Genomic DNA, 19,020 nt, shown 5'->3' on the forward strand with positions numbered 1-19,020 from the left:
CTGATTTTATTGTGCTAATATTTTTATTCCTTCTGAATTGATTTTAGATAAATGCAGGTCGAAATCTATATTTTTATCCTGATAAAACTCCTGGAATTCGGTTTTTACTTTTTGAGCAACCACATCTCCTTTACACATGGCAAAAACCGAAGGGCCCGAACCTGAAATCCCAAAACCCAGTGCTCCATTTGCTGAAGCTAAAGCTTTAAGCTCATCGAAATAAGGAATCAAAATAGATCTTACCGGCTCAATGATTTCATCTTTCAAACTTCTCCCTAAGAGTTCGTAATCCTGGGTATAAAGCGCACTTACCAGCGCGGCCAGGTTTCCCCATTGGCTAATCGCCTTGGTCAATGCTACATTCTGCCTTATAATAGAACGAGAATCCCTTGTTTTAAGCTCAATTAAAGGATGCAAAACCAATATTCGTAATTCCGGCAAACTAGGTAAGCTCAATATTTCCAGAGGCTCATAGCTTTTTACAAGGCTGAAATCTCCCAGTAAGGCTGGCGCAACATTATCGGCGTGAGCATTTCCACTGGCAAGACGTTCCCCTTCCATGGCAAACTTTATCAATTCATTTGTTGAAAAAGGTTCTCCCAGCAATTTATTGATCCCAAAAACGGCTCCAGCAGCACTAGCCGCACTACTTCCAATTCCGCTGCCTGCTTTAATATTTTTCTTTATTTCTATATCAAAGCCCTGGTTTTCACCTAATGCATTTAATAAAGCTTCGGCAGAAACCCCAGCCACATTTTTATCAACTTCCAGGGGTAAATCCTGACCTGTAATTTTAGTTATTCTAAGCTTCTTTGCCGAGTTCTTAGAAATAATCATCTCATCTCCAACCCCATCTAAACAACATCCAAGAACATCAAATCCGCAAGAAAGGTTTGCTACTGTTGCCGGAGCAAAAAGTTTTATTTTATCCATAGCTCTACTTTTTTCCTATTCTTATCACATCAGCAAAGATCCCTGAAGCAGTAACCTCAGCTCCGGCACCTGCACCTTTTACAATTAAAGGTTGTTCTGGGTAGCGTTCTGTAAAAAACAATACTATATTATCGCTACCGCTCAAATTATAAAAGGGATGCTGGGAACCTACAGATTGTAAACCTACTACAGCTTTCCCATCTTCCAATTGCGCTACATATTTGAGTTGCTCAGATTTTTCTTCAGCAGCTTTATATATCTCCTGAAATTTTGGTTCGTCTTTCTTCAGCAATTCAAAAAAGTCATCGTTATTAGTGGTTGCCAAACTCTCTTCCGATAGGAAATCTTCACTTTCAATATCTTCCAATTCCATATCATAACCGCATTCACGAGCAAGAATTAAAATTTTACGCGCTACATCTACTCCACTCAAATCTATTTTAGGATCTGGTTCTGTATAGCCTTCTTCCATGGCCATTTCTACAGTTTTATAAAATGGCTCTTTCCCTTTATACGTATTGAACACAAAGTTTAAACTGCCTGAAAGTACCGCCTGAATCTTGGTAATCCTATCTCCAGAAGCGACCAAATTTTTAAGGGTGTCTATAATTGGTAAGCCGGCCCCAACATTGGTTTCATAAAGAAAAGATGCACCATACTCCCGAGCCAGGTTTTGCAGTTCCTGGTAATTTTCAAAACTATCTGCACAGGCAATTTTATTACAGGTAACAACAGAAACCGAATTCGCAAGGTACTCTTTATACCAGGCAGAAATGGAGGCACTTGCCGTGTTATCTATAAAAATGCTATTTCGCAGATTAAATGCATTTACCTTTTTAAAGAATTCAGCTTTATCGGCTTTCTCTCCTTTTTCCAGTGCTTCTTCCCAATTCTGTAAATCAATTCCATTTTCATCAAAAAGCATTTTTCTTGAATTTGAAAGTCCGTGTACGCGAACTTTCAACCTTAGATTTTCCAAAAGGAATTGTTCCTGCTTTTTTAATTGATTTAATAGTTTACTACCTACATTTCCGACACCGGTAATAAACAAGTTTAGTTCCTTAGATGGCACTTCAAAGAATTGTTCATGCAAAGTATTCAGCGCTTTTTTTACATCTTTTTTAGCGATGACTGCCGAAATATTTCTTTCTGAAGACCCCTGGGCGATTGCGCGAATATTAATATTATTATTCCCTAAAGAACTAAACATTTTTCCGCTTAAACCGTGATGACTTTTCATTCTATCACCAACCAGTGCAACAATGGCTACATTCTCTTCGATTGTTACCGGTTTAATTTTTTTATATTCAATTTCAACCTCAAAAGCTTCATCTAAAGCTTCTTTAGCTAATTGAGCTTCATCGTCTTTAACGGCAATACAAATACTGTGTTCTGAAGAAGCCTGGGTAATTAAAACCACATTGATATTTTCCTGAAAAAGAACCTCAAAAAAGCGTTTGGAAAAGCCGGGAATACCAACCATTCCACTTCCTTCAATATTTAACAGCTTTATAGAATCTATATGAGTAATCCCGGTAACCCAACGGAAATTCTTTTCTGAAGACCTGGAGATTAAGGTTCCATCTTCATCAGGTTTAAAAGTATTTTTAATTCGAATACTTATTTGCTTATCCAGCAAGGGCTGCAAGGTTGGCGGATAAAGTACTTTAGCTCCAAAATGCGACAGTTCCATCGCTTCCTGATAAGAGATATCTTTTAAAGGGTAAGCGTGTGGCACAATTTGAGGGTTGGCTGTGTACATTCCGTTCACATCGGTATAGATAAACACCTCTTTTACAGCTAAAGCTGCACCAAACAAAGCAGCAGTAAAATCTGATCCGCCACGCCCCAGGGTACTTGGCACACCTTGTTCATTTCTGGAGACAAAACCAGGAACTATATACAAAGACGCATCATTCTCAGTAAAATACCTATCTATATTATTATATGTTAATTGATAATTAACCTGAACTTTTTCGTTGGTGTTTTTACAAACAATTAATTCTCTAGAATCTACATATTGCGAGTTTACACCCAAATTTTTAAAATATTCGGCAATAATTATTGAAGATAAAATCTCACCAAATCCTGAAACTACATGTCGAGTTTTATTGGAAAGCTCGTTTAGCAAATAAACCCCTTCATAAAGCGTTTCCAGGCGATTAAGCTCGGTTTTTACTTTGCTTAAAATACTACTTTGGGCTTGTACAGGAATTAATTCTTTTACAGCTTGAAGATGGCGTTTTTCGTTTTCAACGAGCAAATCTTTATATGCAAGATCTTCATTAGAAGCCAGATCTGCCATTTTCAGCAAATTGTTGGTCACCCCTCCAAATGCAGAAAAAACTACCAGAGTCTTATCTTTTTTTAGATGTTTTTGAACTGTTTTAGCTACGAGTTTTATGCGCTCTGGAGATGCCAAAGAGGTACCTCCGAATTTAAGGACTTTCATAAGTCAAATTGGTTAAATTAGAATGATTGTGTTTTTAAAAAACAGGTGTGTACAGAAGTGCTATGTAGAATTATACCCCAAAAGGGGTAATACGAATAATAGTAGCGCCAAAAATGCCCAAGCTAAAAATGCCTGTTGCAATGTTGAAATGAATGTTTTCTGTAATCTTCATTTTTGACTTTATTCTGATGTTAAAAGTATATATTTTAAGGGGTAACACAAATAAAATTTACACTTTAGAGAAAGAATTATGAATTTCTTCTTATTCAACAAAAAAAATCCCGATTATTAAATTAATCGGGATTTTTTTGAGATGAATTATTAAATACTTAAAGATCACTTATATAACTTCCGTAGAGGTCTTTAAATTGAACGCCTTTGGCAAACCTATGTTTGCTCAATTTTTTAAATTCTACTAAAGCCCAAAGTAAAAATTCCTTTAAAAAGTAACTTTCCTTCCCTGAAATTTCCGGATGGTATTTTTTTATAAGGTCATTTAAAGGCTTTACCGAATCAAGTTTTTGTTTGTATTCTGCATCTGAGAGATCATCGGGTAACTCGAAACCACTTTGTTCAAAAAACCATTCAACCAAATCATCATAGGGCGTGGTTTCGTCTGGTCTTTGTAATTTTTCTATTTTAGGAAAATACTGCGGAAATAAAGTTTTTACTGCATCTCCAATTAATTGTAAAGCTACACTGGCAGCCCCTTCTTCTTCCCCTTCGTATACAAGTTCTACCTTTCCGGTAATTGACGGTACAACGCCAAGAAAATCGCCAAATCTCAATAGGGTTTCGTTATCTCCAGATTTAAGTGATCTTCTTTCTGCGGTGCTTAATAGATTCTCGTAAGCTGTTATACTTAACCTGGCGCTAATTCCGCTTTTTTCATCTATAAATTCACTTTCCCGGGCTTCAAAGCTAATTTGTTCAAGAAGATCTTTAGCCAGTTCGGGAACGTAAACCAACTCACTTTGCCTTTTATCAAGTTTAGCTTCCTGAGCGGTAATAGTTTTAGCAGTTTCAATATTATCAGGATAATGGGTTAGAATTTGAGACCCAATCCGGTCTTTTAGCGGAGTTACAATACTACCTCTATTGGTATAATCTTCGGGATTTGCAGTAAATACAAATTGCAAGTCTAGAGGTAACCTTAGTTTAAATCCGCGGATTTGGATATCCCCCTCCTGGAGAATGTTGAATAAGGCCACCTGGATTCTTGCTTGTAAATCTGGCAGCTCATTAATCACAAAAATACTTCTATTAGCACGGGGAATCATCCCAAAGTGAATTACACGGTCATCGGCATAACTCAATTTTAAATTTGCAGCTTTAATTGGATCTACATCTCCTATTAAATCGGCTACCGTCACATCTGGAGTAGCTAATTTTTCAAAAAATCGCTCTTCTCTATGCACCCAATCTATTGGAGTTTCTTCTCCCTTCTCTTTCACCAATTCCCTGGCGTATCGCGAAATTGGATTTAAAGGATCGTCATTAATCTCTGAGCCCTTTACAACCGGCATATATTCATCAAGCAAGTTAACCATTAAACGAGCTAATCTAGTTTTTGCTTGGCCTCTCAAACCCAGTAAATTGATATTGTGGCGTGATAAAATGGCTCTTTCCATTTCTGGAATCACGCTATCTTCATAACCATGAATTCCAGGGAAAGTTGGTTCATTTTTCTTGATTTTCTCAATTAAATTTTCTCTAAGCTCTTCTTTAATACTCCGACTTTTGTATCCGGATTTCTTTAATTCGCCTAGTGTATTTATACTTTCTATTTTCATATTTTTATTTTATTTCTCATTCAACCCTCCGACTGAATTTCTACGAAATCCAGCCACCTCCATTTTTAAAAGGGAGGAGCTTTATTTATTTTTAAAATTATCTGTAATATCCTTTAATACTGAAGGTAGGAAATCAAATACCATTTTATTTTCAAAACGGAGAACTTTATAACCTAAACCTTCTAAATATTTAGTACGTTTTAAATCTTTTTCTTCGGCAACGCTGTTTGTGTGTACTTCACCATTCAATTCAACAATTAATTTTTCTGAAGCACAATAAAAATCTACAATATAATTTCCGATACTATGTTGTCTTGTGAATCTCCTTCCTTCAAGTCTTTTGGCTTTTAAACAGTTCCACAGAAAAGCTTCAGCCCCAGTCATGTTTCCCCTTAGGAACCTACGGTATTCCTTTAATTCTTTGCGCGTGTGAATTTGTCCTTTCAACATCATCCTTTTCAATTGCTCCCTCTTTGGTAAAAGAGGGGAAGTTTTGGTTGCAAACCAAAAAAGGGGAGTTTGATTTTATTAATTCCCTCTAATTCTCTTTTTCCTATTAGTTTCGTAATCTTCAAAAATCATTTCACCTAAACCTTTAAGACCGGTGTAAAAAGCTTTCCCCTGATTTGCATAGGTAAACTCCCTAACAAATTGCATTAAATATGGATCTTGTGCAATCATAAAAGTAGTAATGGGAATATGTAATTTACGCGCCTGCCGCGCCATTGTATAACATTTTCCAAGAATATAAGGATCCAATCCCATACTGTTTTTATAATAAGAACCATCTCGCTCTCTCAGGCAACTAGGTTTCCCATCGGTAATCATAAAAATCTGGCGATTGGTACTTCGTTTCCTTCTTAAAATATCCATAGCTAATTTTAAACCGGCTACAGTGTTCGTGTGATAAGGACCGACTTTTAAATACGGGAGATCTGCAATAGAGACCGGCCAGGCATCGTTACCAAAAACAATAATATCCAGGCTGTCTTTTGGATACCTTGTGGTAATTAATTCAGCTAATGCCATAGCCACTTTTTTGGCAGGAGTAATACGGTCTTCGCCATAAAGTATCATACTATGGCTAAGGTCTATCATTAAAACGGTACTCATTCGGGATTTATAATGGGTTTCTTCTACCACCAAATCTTCTTCGGTCATATTAAAATCTCCAATTCCGTGATTAATTTGAGCATTACGCAGGCTTTCGGTAACCGAAATTTTATCGGGTGAATCCCCAAATTGAAATGCTTTAAAATCGCCGGTATGCTCATCTCCCCTGCCTACATGATTGGTTCTATGGCTACCGGAAGCACTTTTCTTTAAGTTTCCAAAAATTTGGTCTAGAGCCTGTTTTCTAATGGCTCGCTCGGTTTTGGCTGTAATTGCCATTCCGCCACCTTTATCATCACTTTCTTCTTTGATATAGCCCTTCTTTTTAAGGTCTTCAACAAAATCATCTAGTGTATAATCCTCGGTGCTTAATTTATATTCTTCATCAAGCTGTTTTAACCAATCTAAAGCTTCATCTAAATCACCTGAAGTATGTATTATCAATTCTTTAAAAACCTCAAATAATCTATCAAATGGCGATTTTTCAGGTGCTTCAAACTTATTAAAAACAAATCCGCTGCCCTGTCTGTAATCTTTCTTCTTCATAATCTTAAAATTACAGTATTTTGGGTAGAATTGGAAAATCTTTAGCTGCAACAGGAATTAAACTTATGTTAATCTACAAATTGGTGATCATTAGATTTCAGGTCTATATTGTTATTCTTTTCTTAAATACTTCAACAATTACTATAGAGTTCAGAGATTTGAAAGTCACAAAACATATTTTAGAAAATGAAAAGAATATTTTTAAGCATTTTTTGTCTGGGCTTGTTTTTTAACACGTATGCTCAAGATTCTCCCTACGAGACCAATGGTTGGAAAGATGGCTTATATATTGCCGGTGCTGTTGGCATAAATATCTTAGGATTCACTTTTATTCAAAATAAGGAGGCATTAACAGAAACTGAACTTCAAAAACTCAATAAAAACGATATCTGGGAAATAGATCGTTGGGCAGCCGGAAATTACTCTGAAGAAGCAGATGCGGTGAGTTATATTCCATTTTATGCTGCTTTAGGAATGCCCCTGGTCTTTTTACCGGGTAAAGCCGAAAGAAAGAATTTTGGCCAAATAAGCGTCTTATTTGTGGAAACCATGGCAACTACAGGAATCTTCTATACCATGACGGCGGGCTTAATAGACAAAAGCAGACCTCTTGTTTATAACAAAGACCTCCCTTTAGGTACACGTATAGAAGGTGGTGCCCAACGTTCTTTTATAGCGGGACATACTGCGGTAGCCGCTGCAGGAACTTTTTTCGCTGCCAAGGTTTTTAATGATTTTCATCCAGATTCTAAGGCTGTTCCTTATTTATGGGGAGGTGCTGTAGGAATATCGGCATTAATGGGATATTTGAGAACCAAAGCCGGAAAGCACTTTTTAACCGATAATATTGCCGGATTTATAGTAGGAGCTGCTAGTGGTATTTTAATTCCTGAATTACATAAAAAAGATAATGAAAATATTGATCTTTATCCCACTGCCAATTTTAATGTAAACGGCACAGGCATAAATACTAAGGGGCTTGCCCTTACTTATAAATTCTAAGCAAATTCTTTATGGAAATTTCAGAAATAATAATGCTGGTGGCTTGCGCAATTTTTTTAATTCCAAGCTTAGCATCTGCAACACGTTTTGATAAATGGTGGGTTCGCGCTTTCGATTTTCCGCGTCTTCAAATTTCCATACTTATAGGCCTGATAATTATTGTAGCTGTTATTGTTTTTGATTTTTCTGAAGTAATTCATTTTATCGCTATAGTCCTACTAATTATAAGTTTGATATACCAATTGGATAAAATTTATCCTTATACCTGGTTCGCAAAAAAAGAGGTGATGAAATTTGAAGATGGAGATTCTACAGATAATATCTCGATCCTTGTAAGCAATGTTCTTACACCAAATAAAGACTATCATAAACTTCTTGAAATTGTAAACAGAAGGCAACCGGATATGTTACTAACCCTGGAATCTGATGAGAAATGGGAAGAGGCGCTTAAAGACCTGGAAAAAGATTATAAATATCGTATAAAAGTACCCCAGGATAATCTCTACGGAATGCATTTATACTCTAAACTGAAATTAGAAGAAACCGAAATTAGATATTTAGTAAAAGACGATATTCCTTCTATTCACGGGTTTGTGCGTTTAGATGATAACTCAAAAATTAGGATTCATTGTATGCATCCCAGGCCGCCCAGCCCTTCTGAAGCCGAGACTTCTACTAACCGAGATGCCGAGTTACTGATGCTGGGAAGAGATGTAAGAAAGCAAGATGATAGTGTTTTGGTGTTTGGAGATTTAAATGATGTTGCCTGGTCTAGAACTACCAGGTTATTTCAAGAAATGAGTGGATTAATGGATCCCAGGATTGGGAGAGGTTTTTTTAATACTTTCCACGCCGATTATCGCTTTTTTAGATGGCCACTTGACCATGTTTTTCATAGCAACGATTTTACCCTGGTAGATATTGCCAGGGAAAAACATATAGGTTCAGATCATTTTCCTATGTATATTAAATTAAATTTTGAGCGAAAAGCGGAACTGGAACAAAATAAACCGGAAGCTGAAGAAGAGGAAAAAGATTGGGCTCAGGAAAAGATTGATGATGCTAAACCCCGGGAAAAAGGTGTTTAAACTCGCTCAAAAAAATGACTTATTTCTGGAATTTCTTTAATTTTTTCACAATCTGAAGAGGCTATAGGTTTTTCAATAAAAGCGCGAACCATACTATATTTTTCAGCTTCTTTTTTATCCTTACTATTAATTGAAGAGGTAACCATTACCACATGATAATTAGATTTTTCTTCATGGTTTTCTAAATAGTTTAGAAAGTCCCAACCATTCATATTAGGCATATTTATATCCAAAAAAATAAGAAAGTTCTTCTTTTCTTTTCGCTGTTCATTTAAGTAATCTAAAGCAACATCAGCTTTACTAAAACTAATAGGATTTGAAGCGATATCATGGTTAGTTATCATTTTTTGTTGAATAAAAACCACAATTTTATCGTCATCTACAATAATTACTTCAAGCATTCTAGAGGGTTTAGGGCAGGAGCTTAAAATTCTTCTTCAGTTTTATTAGTGATTTTTCTAATTACCTTATCAAGCTCTTCAGACGAATTTAAGATATTATCTATAATTTCCTCAATATTATCAAGGTTATTTCTTTGGTTCTTCAGCAAATCTATTAGCCCCATAATTCTTGCTAAAGGCGCCCTAACTACATGAGATTGTGTCCAGGCAATTTCCCGAAGCCTTTCGTTACTGCGTTCTATGGCATTAATATATTTTCTTCTCTCAGTAATATCTTGAATAGAACCAATGATTCGCGATGGTTTGCCCTCTGCATCTGTAATTACATAACTACGATCCAGAATATATTTATAGTTGCCATCGGCACATTTAAAACGATATTCAATATTCAGTAGCTTTTTTTGACTAGTGAATATTTCCTCAGTAGCATTAATTACACGTTGGTAATCCTCGGGATGCAGCCGTTCTTTCCACCATTCTCTAGAAGTATCCAATTCTTCTGAGTTATATCCAAAAATATCATACATCGCATTGCTAAATTGAAATGTGTCTTTTTCAATATTGTAATCGGTAATTAAGTCGGTGGTTGCTTTTGCCACAATGTCATAACGCTCCAAACTTTCCCTGAGCTCTTTCTCCTGAGTTTTAAAGCGAGTAATATCTCTTGATGTAGCAACTAAACCATTTACAGCGGGATCATCTCTTAAGTCACTTATAATTGTTTCTAACCAACGCCAGTTTCCTTTTCCATCTATATACCTATAAGGAGGTAGTTGATAAGATTTCACTTTTCCTATAAATTTAATCTTATCTTCTATATATGGACGGTCTTCTCTATGGATAAACTGAAATGCACTACTCCCTTGCAGTTGCTCTGGATTTACACCCAGAATATTCTTTGCACTCGGACTTATATAAGCATAATGAAAATTTTTATCTAAAATACTTATTACATCACTTCCATCTTGCACCAGAGCTTTGAATCGCTGCTGGCTATGTCTTAATTTTTCTTCGGACTTAAGTTTTTCTGTAATATTATGCGCCAGAGTAACACGTGCTTCACGCCCGCCAAACAAAATGGGATTGCTTTGTACCTCTATATAAAGCATTTCTCTATTCTTAGTGAAATGTTTCACCTTTATAAAAAAGAAATCATGTAAATTATTTTCTACCGTTTTTTCAATACTCTCTTCATCCTCCACCCAGAGATCTCTAACCGTCATTTGCATAAACTCTTCCCTGGAATAACCATACAATTCTATTGCAGCCTGGTTTACATTTAAAAACTCAAGGGTATTACGGTCTAAAACCCACATAGGTAATGGACTGGAGTCAAAAAGCGTTCGGTATTTTTCTTCAGATTCGTAAAGTTGCCGTTGCACCTTTTTTCGTTCCATACTATAATGGATACTTTTTGAAAGGTTTGAGGCATTAATTTCATCTTTAAGGAGATAATCGGAAACACCCCAGGAAAGTGTTTTCATACCATAATTCTTATTTGTATATCCTGTAAGCACTACCACTGGTGCTCCATTAGATAAAGCCAGGATTTCCTTAACAAGAACCTCAGGATTTTTAATATCTGGGAGGGATAGATCTAATAATATGGTATCGAAATTTGCAGAAGAAAGAAATTCCTTTGCTATTTTAAAGGTCTCAGCATGCTGTATTTCCAGGGCTGTATGTTCTTCAGAAAGATAATCTTCAATAAGAATAAAATCGCCAGGGTTATCTTCTATAACTAATACTTTTAATTGCCCGGACTTTTTTCTCATTTAAAATTATTAAAATAACAACGTAAAAATCATAAAACTGAATACATTAATGTATATCAGGTTAAAAAACCTAAAAAAATTTATGAATAAAAATCAGTATTTAGTAAATATACTAAAATTGTTTTGGGATCGTAAAATAAAAGCTACTCCCTTTGCCAAAAGTTGAATCTACCCAGATATCACCACCAAAATTATCTACAATCTTTTTGCATATTGCTAAACCAATTCCTGTTCCCTTATATTCACTACGTTGGTGTAAACGCTGAAAAATTATAAAAATCTGTTCTCTGAATTCTTCTTCGATACCTATTCCATTATCCCTAATTTCAAACTCCCAATGTTTCTCCTTTTCTAAAGATGAAATATTGATTTCGGGAGTCCGCTCTTTTGAAGAATACTTTAAGGCATTTTCTATTAGATTTGAAAATAATTGTTTTAGGAGTGGCTCTTCAACTTTCAATTCTGGGAGTGTGCCTATTTCAATCCCGGCATTCTTCTCTGTTATACTTCTTTTCTGAAGTAATAAGACTTCAGCAACCAAATGCTCAAGATTTATCGCTGTAACTTTATGCGGTATTCTCCCTACCCTTGAATATTCAAGTAAATCTAAAATTATTTGTCGCATCCTGATGGCTCCATCATTGGCAAAATAAATATACTGTTGTGCTTTCTCATCCAGCTCGTGCTCATATTTTTTCTTAAGTTGAGCCAGGAAACTAGTGATCATTATTAGAGGCTCCTGAAGATCATGAGAAGCTATATAGGCAAATTGTTCTAGCTCTTTATTAGATAATGACAATTCATCTGCATGTTCTTTAAGTGCCTGGTTTAATTCTTCTAAAGATTTTTCTTTCTCTTTAATTTCAGAAATATTCCTGGAAATTCCTACCAGTCCCTTTTTATTATCTCCAAAGCTAAAGGGCACTTTGGTTAATAGTGTATATTGTTTTTCACCATTAAAATTATGAATTATTTTTTCACGATTTAATACCGGAGTACCACTATCCATAACCCTGGTGTTATCTTCAAGTATCTCATTAGCTTCTTCCTTATCTAAAAATTCTGCAGCGGTTAAGCCTAAACTTTTTTGTTCGTCCTCAACACCTAAATAATTTTTATAAAAACTATGATTGGTTAAAATAGTTTCATGCTTTTCGTTTACTACAAAAATATGATCTGGGATATAATCTATAATTGCCCGAAACATATTGCGATCTTCCAAAAGCTTTTGTTCCATACTCACTTGTTGGGTAATATTCTTAGCTATACCATAAACCCCAACTATTTTTTTATTTACATATATAGGAAAGTTGGTGACATCCAAGACCTTCCTTGTTCCTTTTAAGCCTATAAAATTTGTTTGATACCGCTGTACTTCTCCTAGAGTCGCCTTAGCAAAATACTCCATAACCCGCACTTGATCATCTTTGGGAATTAATGGTAAAAAGCTCATCTCCATTAATTTTTCGCGGGAAGTTTCTCCAAGTCTTGCGGCGCTTTCATTAAGACTTAGAAAATTTCCCTGTAGATCAAAAGAATAGACTGCATCAGGATTATATTCAAACAGCGATTGAAAAGCTTGTTTGTTGTTTTCAGCAATTAATTCCTGTTTTTTTCTTTCTGAAATGTCAATAATAGTTGTGCTGGTTCTCTTTTCACCTTCATTATTGGTATAAATAACCGAATGTACCTCACAAGGAAAAGTCTCGCCACTTTTTCGAACTCCTATTAATTCGCTTCTTAACTCACCCGCCTTATTCCTATGCTCCACCGCATTATCTAAGTTGATATTTTTCTGCATTATATGTTCCCGATGGAGACCTGTCATTTCTTTAGCGGAATAACCAAACATCCTGCAAGCAGCTTTATTTACACCTATGATAGGGCCTGATGGATCGGTGAGAAAAATAGCTAGAGAGGAGTTCTCCAGAATATTTTTTAATTGAATTATATTTTCAGATGAAGTAGTATCCCTAGAAGAAACAACTTTTATGCTTAGTGAATAGTTTTTAATATTTCCCCCATCATCTAAACAGGGACTGCTAAAAATCTCTAAATTTTTAGTTTTTGAGAAAGTAAAAATATTATGAAATACACCTCCATTTGCTTCAAAATTATATTGGAATTCACTCCAAATCCCCGAAGGCAAAATTTCCTTTAAATTTAACTGTGCACCTGGAGATTTTTTAAAAGTAACTTTTAAAAAATCTTCTGCGGAAGTATTCCAGCTTATAATTTCAAAATTCCCGTCAATTTTTAAAACCGGTATCGCTATGTTTTTCATTGAGACGCAGTTTGAATTTACGGTTCCTTTTTATAAAAACGATTTAGAAATAAAAATGCCGGCACCAAAATTAGGACCCTCAATTTCACTAAAATCACCTCCTAGCTGAAGATTTAAGTTTACTACATTTTGAAGTAAATTTAAGTCTAGATATGTAGAAAGTATATGTTGTCCATTGGTATTTGCACTTCCTTTCCCACCATAATTTTTTCTAAAACTCCCCAGAAATCTATATGGAATTTTATTAAAAGCCATCCCACTTAAACCTATATGATGTGCAAGTATTTTATTGTTGCTTATACGAAATCTATCTGGCCCAAGGGTAATAAATGGAAGCCCCAGCACCCTATTTTCATAAGTCCAACCAGATCTATATAGATTATTATTAAAATAATTATCCTGCCCGTCTGTAGTTGGGGTATTCTTACTTTGGTTTTTGGTATAGTAGAACTCATACATTACTGCACTAACCCAGGCATTTAAGGGAGCCGTAGGGTCTTCTATAAAAATACCATACCGGCCATCAGGTGTGTTTCTAAGTAAACTTCCAGAGCCATCTTCGAATAAATGATTATAAATAAGCTCAATATTATAACCGGCTAATATAGTTTTGATATTTACCTCATAACTACCAAGATGATTTCCTAAACCATTGATTTCCTGTTCAGAAATTCCATCTCCGGTATCTTCTCCTGCTCCTCTCCCGGTTACTGCCCTGGTATAAGCCTCAAAATCAGAAGGAAGATCCCCGAATTCGGGATGTGTGCCGCCCCATTGTACAAAGTGTCTCAACCCAGCTGAAATTTGAAATTTAGGTGATGATCTATAAACTAAATGGAAGCTTTTATGATGAAGCCTGGTGTTTTCTACAAAACGCTCATCATCCATAAGATATTCTTCAAATGAAGCCTGGAAGCCAAGTCCGCGATTATTTTTAAAAAATATAGGGCGTGTGGTAAAAAGTCGAATTCCAGGAAGCGGTCTGGCGTTTAAAGACCATAAAACACTCTGGTTGCTGGCACTTAAGCCTCGGTATAATTCCTTTCGCTGTTTACGACCGGCCACAATTCCCAACCAGGAATTATTAAAAGCTAAATAGGCTTCATCTAACTGGAGTTTATCGGAATAACCGTCCTGATAAAGTGCTCCCAGCCCAAACTCTAAATTAGAATTTTCGGAAAGCTTATAAAATCCTTGGGTGGTAATAAAACCGGAAAAATTGGTGCTTTCATCTACTCTTCCTCTTTGATTGGTATGAAACCAAAAAGGGGAGTTATCATCGCTATACAATAATCCGGTTGCGTTTACTTGTCCACTAAATTCAATATTTTGTGCTTGGACATTTAGGAAAAAGGAAAAAAATAATAATGCTAGTAAAAGATGTTTCATAAGTAGGCGTTAAGACTTTTTAAATATGCTTAATTCGATTTAAAAATATGTAATTTTATGCTTCTAAAACTTAGAAATGCTATCCATTTTTCAGAAAAAATATTTTTTAGCCGATTTGCTGGAAGGTTTCACCGATTTCCATAATCACTTACTGCCGGGTATAGACGATGGGGCTAATACTGTAGACGATTCTATAGCCATGATTAAAAAGTTTAATGAATTTGGGATCACTAATTTTGTAGCCAGCCCTCACGTGATGGGCGAGTTTTATCCTAATACTCCCGAAACCATTATACCGGCTATGGAAAAGCTAAAAAAGGAGCTACCAAAAGGAAATTCAATTAAAGCTGGGGGCGAATATATGATGGATCAATTTTTAATAGACCAACTGGAAAAAGACAATGTACTGACAATAACAGACAACTATGTTTTAGTAGAAATGTCTTATTTTCAGGCGCCTATTAATTTAGCTGAAATTCTATTTAAAATTCAGAATACCAACCTAAAACCAATACTTGCACACCCAGAACGTTACGCTTTTTATCACGACAGCAGTTTTGATAAGTATAAAGATCTAAAAACGAGAGGATGTAATTTCCAGTTAAATATGTTATCCCTTACTCCTCACTATGGGAAAGGAATTCAAAAAAAAGCCTTACAATTACTTGAAAATGGGATGATAGATTTTATTAGTAGCGATGTGCACCGAATGGAACACCTGGAGAAAATTGGGAATATAAAATTAAAGAAGAAGCAAATCAATTCCCTTGAGCCAATAATTGAAAAATCCAAAGCCTTATTTTAATAAACAAAACTTTGGATTTACAATTCGATATAAAATTTAGAATGTATATCCCCTTTCACTCATAGAAATGAATTTATGAAAAAATCGTCATGCTGAACTTGTTTCAGCATCTAACACAATAGTACCTACCACTCAACTTAGACCCCCGAATAAATTTCGGGGCAGGCTCTGAAACCAGTTCAGGGTGACGTTAACATTTTAAAGTATAACTGTTTACGGATATTCAAAAAATTTAGCTTAGGAAACCCTATTTATTTCTGAACATCCTGTTCTTTATTCGCTGCCAGCGAGACTCTTTATCAACTCCATAACCATATCCGTAGCCATAAGAATACCCATACTTAGCTCCATAAGAGAATTTTGAATAATCTACATCATTTAGAATAATGGCAGGGCTCTTAAGTTTTCCTTGTTGCTTCAGCTCTTTAGGAAAATCAAGCATCTTTTTATCGGTAAAATCTGCTCGTACCACGTATAAAGTGGTATCAGCGAGTGGACTTACCAACAGGGTATCTGTCACTATCATTGTTGGAGCGGTATCTACTAATACAAAATCATAAACTCCGGCTGCATATTCCAGTAAACTCTCCAATCGGTCGTTCATTAGTAGTTCTGCAGGGTTAGGGGGAATAGGCCCTGAAAGAACCATATCTACTTTTATTCCGGCTTCTTTTTCTACAGAAATAATCTCATTTTCAGACACTTCAAAATCGTATAAATAATCGGAAAGGCCTTTAGGAGCCGTATCACTTATCTCGCCATACCTATGTAGTTTAGGGTTACGAATATCTGCACCTACCAGTAAAACTTTTTTACCGGTACTGGCCAGGGTACGCGCCATATTATAGGAGACAAAAGTTTTTCCTTCTCCTTTAATCGTAGAAGTTACAAAAATAACTTCTCCCCTGTCTTTATCCTTATTCTGAAACAAATAGGCAAGATTTGTTCGCAAAATTCTAAATGATTCAGCCAGAGGCGTACGATCGTTCAATTCTATTCGTTGATTTTGTTCTCCGCCAATACGTGGCACTTCCCCAATAAATGGGATATGCCTGGTTAATCCGCTCAATTCTCCCTTATGATGTACTTTAGTATCCAGCAAATTTTTAAGGAAAATTATAAGAATTGGAATGATTAGTCCAATTAAAAAACCTCCAACTAAAATAAGCCAGGGTTTAGGATCTACAGGAGCATTATTGGTAAAAGGATCATCAATAACACGGGCAACTGAAGCAGTAGCGGCAAATGAAATAGCCGCCTCTTCTCTGCGCTGTAAAAGAAATAAATATAGCTGCTCTTTTATTTGTTGCTGGCGTTCAATACTGCGCATTCCTTTTTCAAGACCAGGGAAATTACTGAATTGTCCCTGTGCAACATTTCCCCTTTGATTAAGCTCTCTTAACCTTACATTAAGTGAACGCCTGGTACTTTCAATATTCTCAAAAAGGTTATCTCTTAGACTATCCAGTTGTTGAGTGATTGTTTTTACAATCGGGTTACGTTCCGTACCTCCTTCAAGGTACATATTACGCTCCATAATTAGGGTATTGTAAGAATTCACAAGGCCTGAAATTCCACCTTCACTAATACCTACATCGGGTAGTAATTCATATTTACCTTGGTTTCTTAATAAGTCTTCAACCGAACTCAAGAGTTGAAGCTGAGTCTCTAAATTAAAAACCTCCTGTTCGGCAGCCGTAAATTTGGACTGGAACTGTGCAGCACCACTACCAACATCCATTATTTGATTATCCCTTTTAAAATCAGCGATATTCACTTCTACAGAATCTAATTCGGTAGTGATCATCTCCAGTCTATCCTGAATAAACTTAGTGGTGTTTTCAGCTACTTCCTGTTTATCTTTAACGCCTTCTTCATTAAAGCGTTCCATCAATTTACTAAGAAAATCCTCAGATTTTTCGGATGTTTCCTGAACTAGACTTAAAGCTAAAATATCCTTAGCCTGACCTTTTTGAGCTATTTGTAATTTTGCTATATAATTTGCGGCTACAGCTCTTAGCGGCTGAATGCTTATATTTACAGATCTAGTCTTCCTAAAAGTTCCCTCTTCTTCTCCCGACTTTGGTAAAATTGTGAATTGGATGTCACCCAACTTAATTACTTCTCCAATATTATGATTTTCTGAATATCCACTGGACTCTTCTTCCAGTTTAAATGAAGTATCTGAAGTTGGAGTAACAATAAGATTTTTTGAAATAGAATGAACAATACTATCAGGGGTAATAAACTCAATTAAAACAGGACTTGATTTATAAGCTTCTACAGTAATTACATTTCCCTCAATAAAATAACTAATGTTATGATTTAACTCATCAACTACACTCTCTACAAGTTGCTTAGATTTTAATTTCTCTATATGGTTTTGAATTCCATCATCCTCTAAAGAGAAAATAGCTCCTCCCCCAGAAGGAGTTGCATTCATCGCATTTTTCTCCTGGTCGTCTACAATCATCATTGTAGCTTCAGTTCTATATTTTGGAATAGTGTACCTGTTATATAAATAAGCTATTAATCCTCCAATAAGGAAACCTAAAAAAATCCATTTCCAATAGGCCAGGTACTTAAAGAGTTCCGCTTTTAAATCGAAGTTAGATTCTTCTCTCTCTTCGTTAAAATCGTTTAATTCTTCCATCTATCTTGTGAATATAAAAATTAAACTTAATGTTGAACTAACAAGACCTAAAATAGCTCCTGGACTTCCAAAAAATCCGGCAGATTTCATTCTGGCGTACGTGGGTTCCACATATACAATATCATTTTGTTTTAAATAATAATACGGACTGTCGAAAAGATCAATTTCTGTCATATCTATGAAGCCAACAGATTTCACACCATCTACCTCTCTTATAACTCTTATATTCTGTCGTTTTCCCGTATAACTCACATCACCACTCATTGCCAAAAGCTCAGGCATAGTAATTCTACCATCGGTAATTTGAACTCGACCCGGATTACCAACTTCCCCCAGAACCGTAACATTAAAATTCACAATTCTAACATCCACAACAGGATCTCTAACATATTCCGCAATTTGTTTTTGTAGCTTTTCCTGAATTGCGGTGCGCGATAGACCCTCTACTTCTACCGTACCTAATACCGGGAAGTTTATTGTGCCTTGTGGACTAACCAAATAACCAGTTAAAGAAAGGTTTTGGCCACCTCCTCCACCAGATTGGGCGCCTTGTTGATTCATTTGAAATGGAGCTACTATTTCTTCATTTACCGAAGAAGAAGAGACGTTAATTCTTAACACATCATTTCGTTCTATTTTCGGTTCATACTCCAGCAAATTCACCTGTCCCTCTAATTGTTGAACATCATTAAAATATACCACCTGATCTTTGGTAGCACAACTTGAAACAATAATACTTAAAATAAGAAACCATCCCAGTTTCCTCATTGATTTGAACATGCAGTT

Annotated in this window: 14 protein-coding genes; 3 read left to right on the forward strand and 11 right to left on the reverse strand. The window is 35.7% G+C overall.

Annotation, left to right across the window (positions count from 1 at the left end):
- Positions 1-6: 6 nt before the first annotated feature.
- The 5 genes from B5X51_RS02740 to B5X51_RS02760 all read right to left on the reverse strand — a co-directional run bounded on the left by B5X51_RS02740 (position 7) and on the right by B5X51_RS02760 (position 6,837).
- Positions 7-933: a homoserine kinase gene (locus B5X51_RS02740; protein WP_079719327.1), complete on the reverse strand. Its 927-nt coding sequence runs from the start codon at positions 931-933 to the stop codon at positions 7-9.
- A 4-nt stretch (positions 934-937) separates the two neighbouring features.
- Positions 938-3,385, reverse strand: a complete 2,448-nt coding sequence (thrA, locus tag B5X51_RS02745; protein ID WP_079719328.1) for a bifunctional aspartate kinase/homoserine dehydrogenase I — start codon at positions 3,383-3,385, stop codon at positions 938-940.
- Positions 3,386-3,714: 329 nt separating this feature from the next.
- On the reverse strand, positions 3,715-5,178 hold the full coding sequence (locus B5X51_RS02750) for a magnesium chelatase (RefSeq protein ID WP_079719329.1): 1,464 nt from the start codon (positions 5,176-5,178) through the stop codon (positions 3,715-3,717).
- Between the two features lie 81 nt (positions 5,179-5,259).
- Positions 5,260-5,628, reverse strand: coding sequence for an endonuclease domain-containing protein (locus B5X51_RS02755; RefSeq protein ID WP_079719667.1), 369 nt, complete (start codon positions 5,626-5,628; stop codon positions 5,260-5,262).
- A 78-nt stretch (positions 5,629-5,706) separates the two neighbouring features.
- A complete protein-coding gene (locus B5X51_RS02760) occupies positions 5,707-6,837 on the reverse strand; it encodes a vWA domain-containing protein (RefSeq protein ID WP_079719330.1) in 1,131 nt (376 codons plus the stop codon).
- Between the two features lie 186 nt (positions 6,838-7,023).
- On the opposite strand from B5X51_RS02760, the gene B5X51_RS02770 reads away from it, so the two are divergent.
- Both B5X51_RS02770 and B5X51_RS02775 read left to right on the forward strand, forming a co-directional pair.
- Positions 7,024-7,839 (forward strand): phosphatase PAP2 family protein, encoded by an 816-nt coding sequence (locus B5X51_RS02770; protein ID WP_079719332.1) that lies wholly within the window; start codon positions 7,024-7,026, stop codon positions 7,837-7,839.
- An 11-nt stretch (positions 7,840-7,850) separates the two neighbouring features.
- Complete coding sequence (locus B5X51_RS02775) at positions 7,851-8,927, forward strand: endonuclease/exonuclease/phosphatase family protein (RefSeq protein WP_079719333.1); 1,077 nt, start codon at positions 7,851-7,853, stop codon at positions 8,925-8,927.
- Here the strand turns inward: B5X51_RS02775 and B5X51_RS02780 are convergent.
- The 4 genes from B5X51_RS02780 to B5X51_RS02795 all read right to left on the reverse strand — a co-directional run bounded on the left by B5X51_RS02780 (position 8,924) and on the right by B5X51_RS02795 (position 14,776).
- The gene (locus B5X51_RS02780; RefSeq protein WP_079719334.1) at positions 8,924-9,328 is read right to left on the reverse strand and encodes a response regulator; all 405 of its coding nucleotides are present in this window, start codon (positions 9,326-9,328) and stop codon (positions 8,924-8,926) included. The two genes, B5X51_RS02775 and B5X51_RS02780, sit on opposite strands and share 4 nt — an antisense overlap.
- 23 nt (positions 9,329-9,351) lie before the next feature.
- A complete protein-coding gene (locus B5X51_RS02785) occupies positions 9,352-11,103 on the reverse strand; it encodes a PAS domain S-box protein (RefSeq protein ID WP_079719335.1) in 1,752 nt (583 codons plus the stop codon).
- A gap of 112 nt (positions 11,104-11,215) precedes the next feature.
- Positions 11,216-13,387, reverse strand: coding sequence for a PAS domain-containing sensor histidine kinase (locus B5X51_RS02790; protein ID WP_079719336.1), 2,172 nt, complete (start codon positions 13,385-13,387; stop codon positions 11,216-11,218).
- Between the two features lie 30 nt (positions 13,388-13,417).
- Positions 13,418-14,776 (reverse strand): capsule assembly Wzi family protein, encoded by a 1,359-nt coding sequence (locus B5X51_RS02795; protein ID WP_079719337.1) that lies wholly within the window; start codon positions 14,774-14,776, stop codon positions 13,418-13,420.
- 76 nt (positions 14,777-14,852) lie between these two features.
- Here B5X51_RS02795 and B5X51_RS02800 point away from each other — a divergent pair, with 76 nt between their 5' ends.
- Entirely contained in the window at positions 14,853-15,581 is a 729-nt protein-coding gene (locus B5X51_RS02800) for a tyrosine-protein phosphatase (protein ID WP_079719338.1), read from the forward strand.
- Positions 15,582-15,828: 247 nt separating this feature from the next.
- On the opposite strand, the gene B5X51_RS02805 is transcribed toward B5X51_RS02800, so the two are convergent.
- Positions 15,829-18,234 carry a GumC family protein gene (locus tag B5X51_RS02805; RefSeq protein WP_079719339.1) on the reverse strand — a complete coding sequence of 802 codons (2,406 nt, stop codon included), beginning with the start codon at positions 18,232-18,234 and terminating at the stop codon, positions 15,829-15,831.
- Positions 18,235-19,014, reverse strand: coding sequence for a polysaccharide biosynthesis/export family protein (locus B5X51_RS02810; RefSeq protein ID WP_245828690.1), 780 nt, complete (start codon positions 19,012-19,014; stop codon positions 18,235-18,237).
- Between the last annotated feature and the right edge of the window lie 6 nt (positions 19,015-19,020).

It is taken from the genome of Salegentibacter holothuriorum (assembly GCF_900168045.1).
Classification (GTDB): domain Bacteria; phylum Bacteroidota; class Bacteroidia; order Flavobacteriales; family Flavobacteriaceae; genus Salegentibacter; species Salegentibacter holothuriorum.

Coding starts and splice junctions, on each gene's coding strand:
- thrA (WP_079719328.1), bottom strand. CDS start 3,385: ATGAAAGTCCTTAAATTCGGAGGTACCTCTTTGGCATCTCCAGAGCGC.
- B5X51_RS02770 (WP_079719332.1), top strand. CDS start 7,024: ATGAAAAGAATATTTTTAAGCATTTTTTGTCTGGGCTTGTTTTTTAAC.
- B5X51_RS02785 (WP_079719335.1), bottom strand. CDS start 11,103: ATGAGAAAAAAGTCCGGGCAATTAAAAGTATTAGTTATAGAAGATAAC.
- B5X51_RS02800 (WP_079719338.1), top strand. CDS start 14,853: ATGCTATCCATTTTTCAGAAAAAATATTTTTTAGCCGATTTGCTGGAA.
- B5X51_RS02810 (WP_245828690.1), bottom strand. CDS start 19,014: ATGTTCAAATCAATGAGGAAACTGGGATGGTTTCTTATTTTAAGTATT.
- B5X51_RS02790 (WP_079719336.1), bottom strand. CDS start 13,387: ATGAAAAACATAGCGATACCGGTTTTAAAAATTGACGGGAATTTTGAA.
- B5X51_RS02805 (WP_079719339.1), bottom strand. CDS start 18,234: ATGGAAGAATTAAACGATTTTAACGAAGAGAGAGAAGAATCTAACTTC.
- B5X51_RS02740 (WP_079719327.1), bottom strand. CDS start 933: ATGGATAAAATAAAACTTTTTGCTCCGGCAACAGTAGCAAACCTTTCT.
- B5X51_RS02760 (WP_079719330.1), bottom strand. CDS start 6,837: ATGAAGAAGAAAGATTACAGACAGGGCAGCGGATTTGTTTTTAATAAG.
- B5X51_RS02795 (WP_079719337.1), bottom strand. CDS start 14,776: ATGAAACATCTTTTACTAGCATTATTATTTTTTTCCTTTTTCCTAAAT.
- B5X51_RS02750 (WP_079719329.1), bottom strand. CDS start 5,178: ATGAAAATAGAAAGTATAAATACACTAGGCGAATTAAAGAAATCCGGA.
- B5X51_RS02755 (WP_079719667.1), bottom strand. CDS start 5,628: ATGTTGAAAGGACAAATTCACACGCGCAAAGAATTAAAGGAATACCGT.
- B5X51_RS02780 (WP_079719334.1), bottom strand. CDS start 9,328: ATGCTTGAAGTAATTATTGTAGATGACGATAAAATTGTGGTTTTTATT.
- B5X51_RS02775 (WP_079719333.1), top strand. CDS start 7,851: ATGGAAATTTCAGAAATAATAATGCTGGTGGCTTGCGCAATTTTTTTA.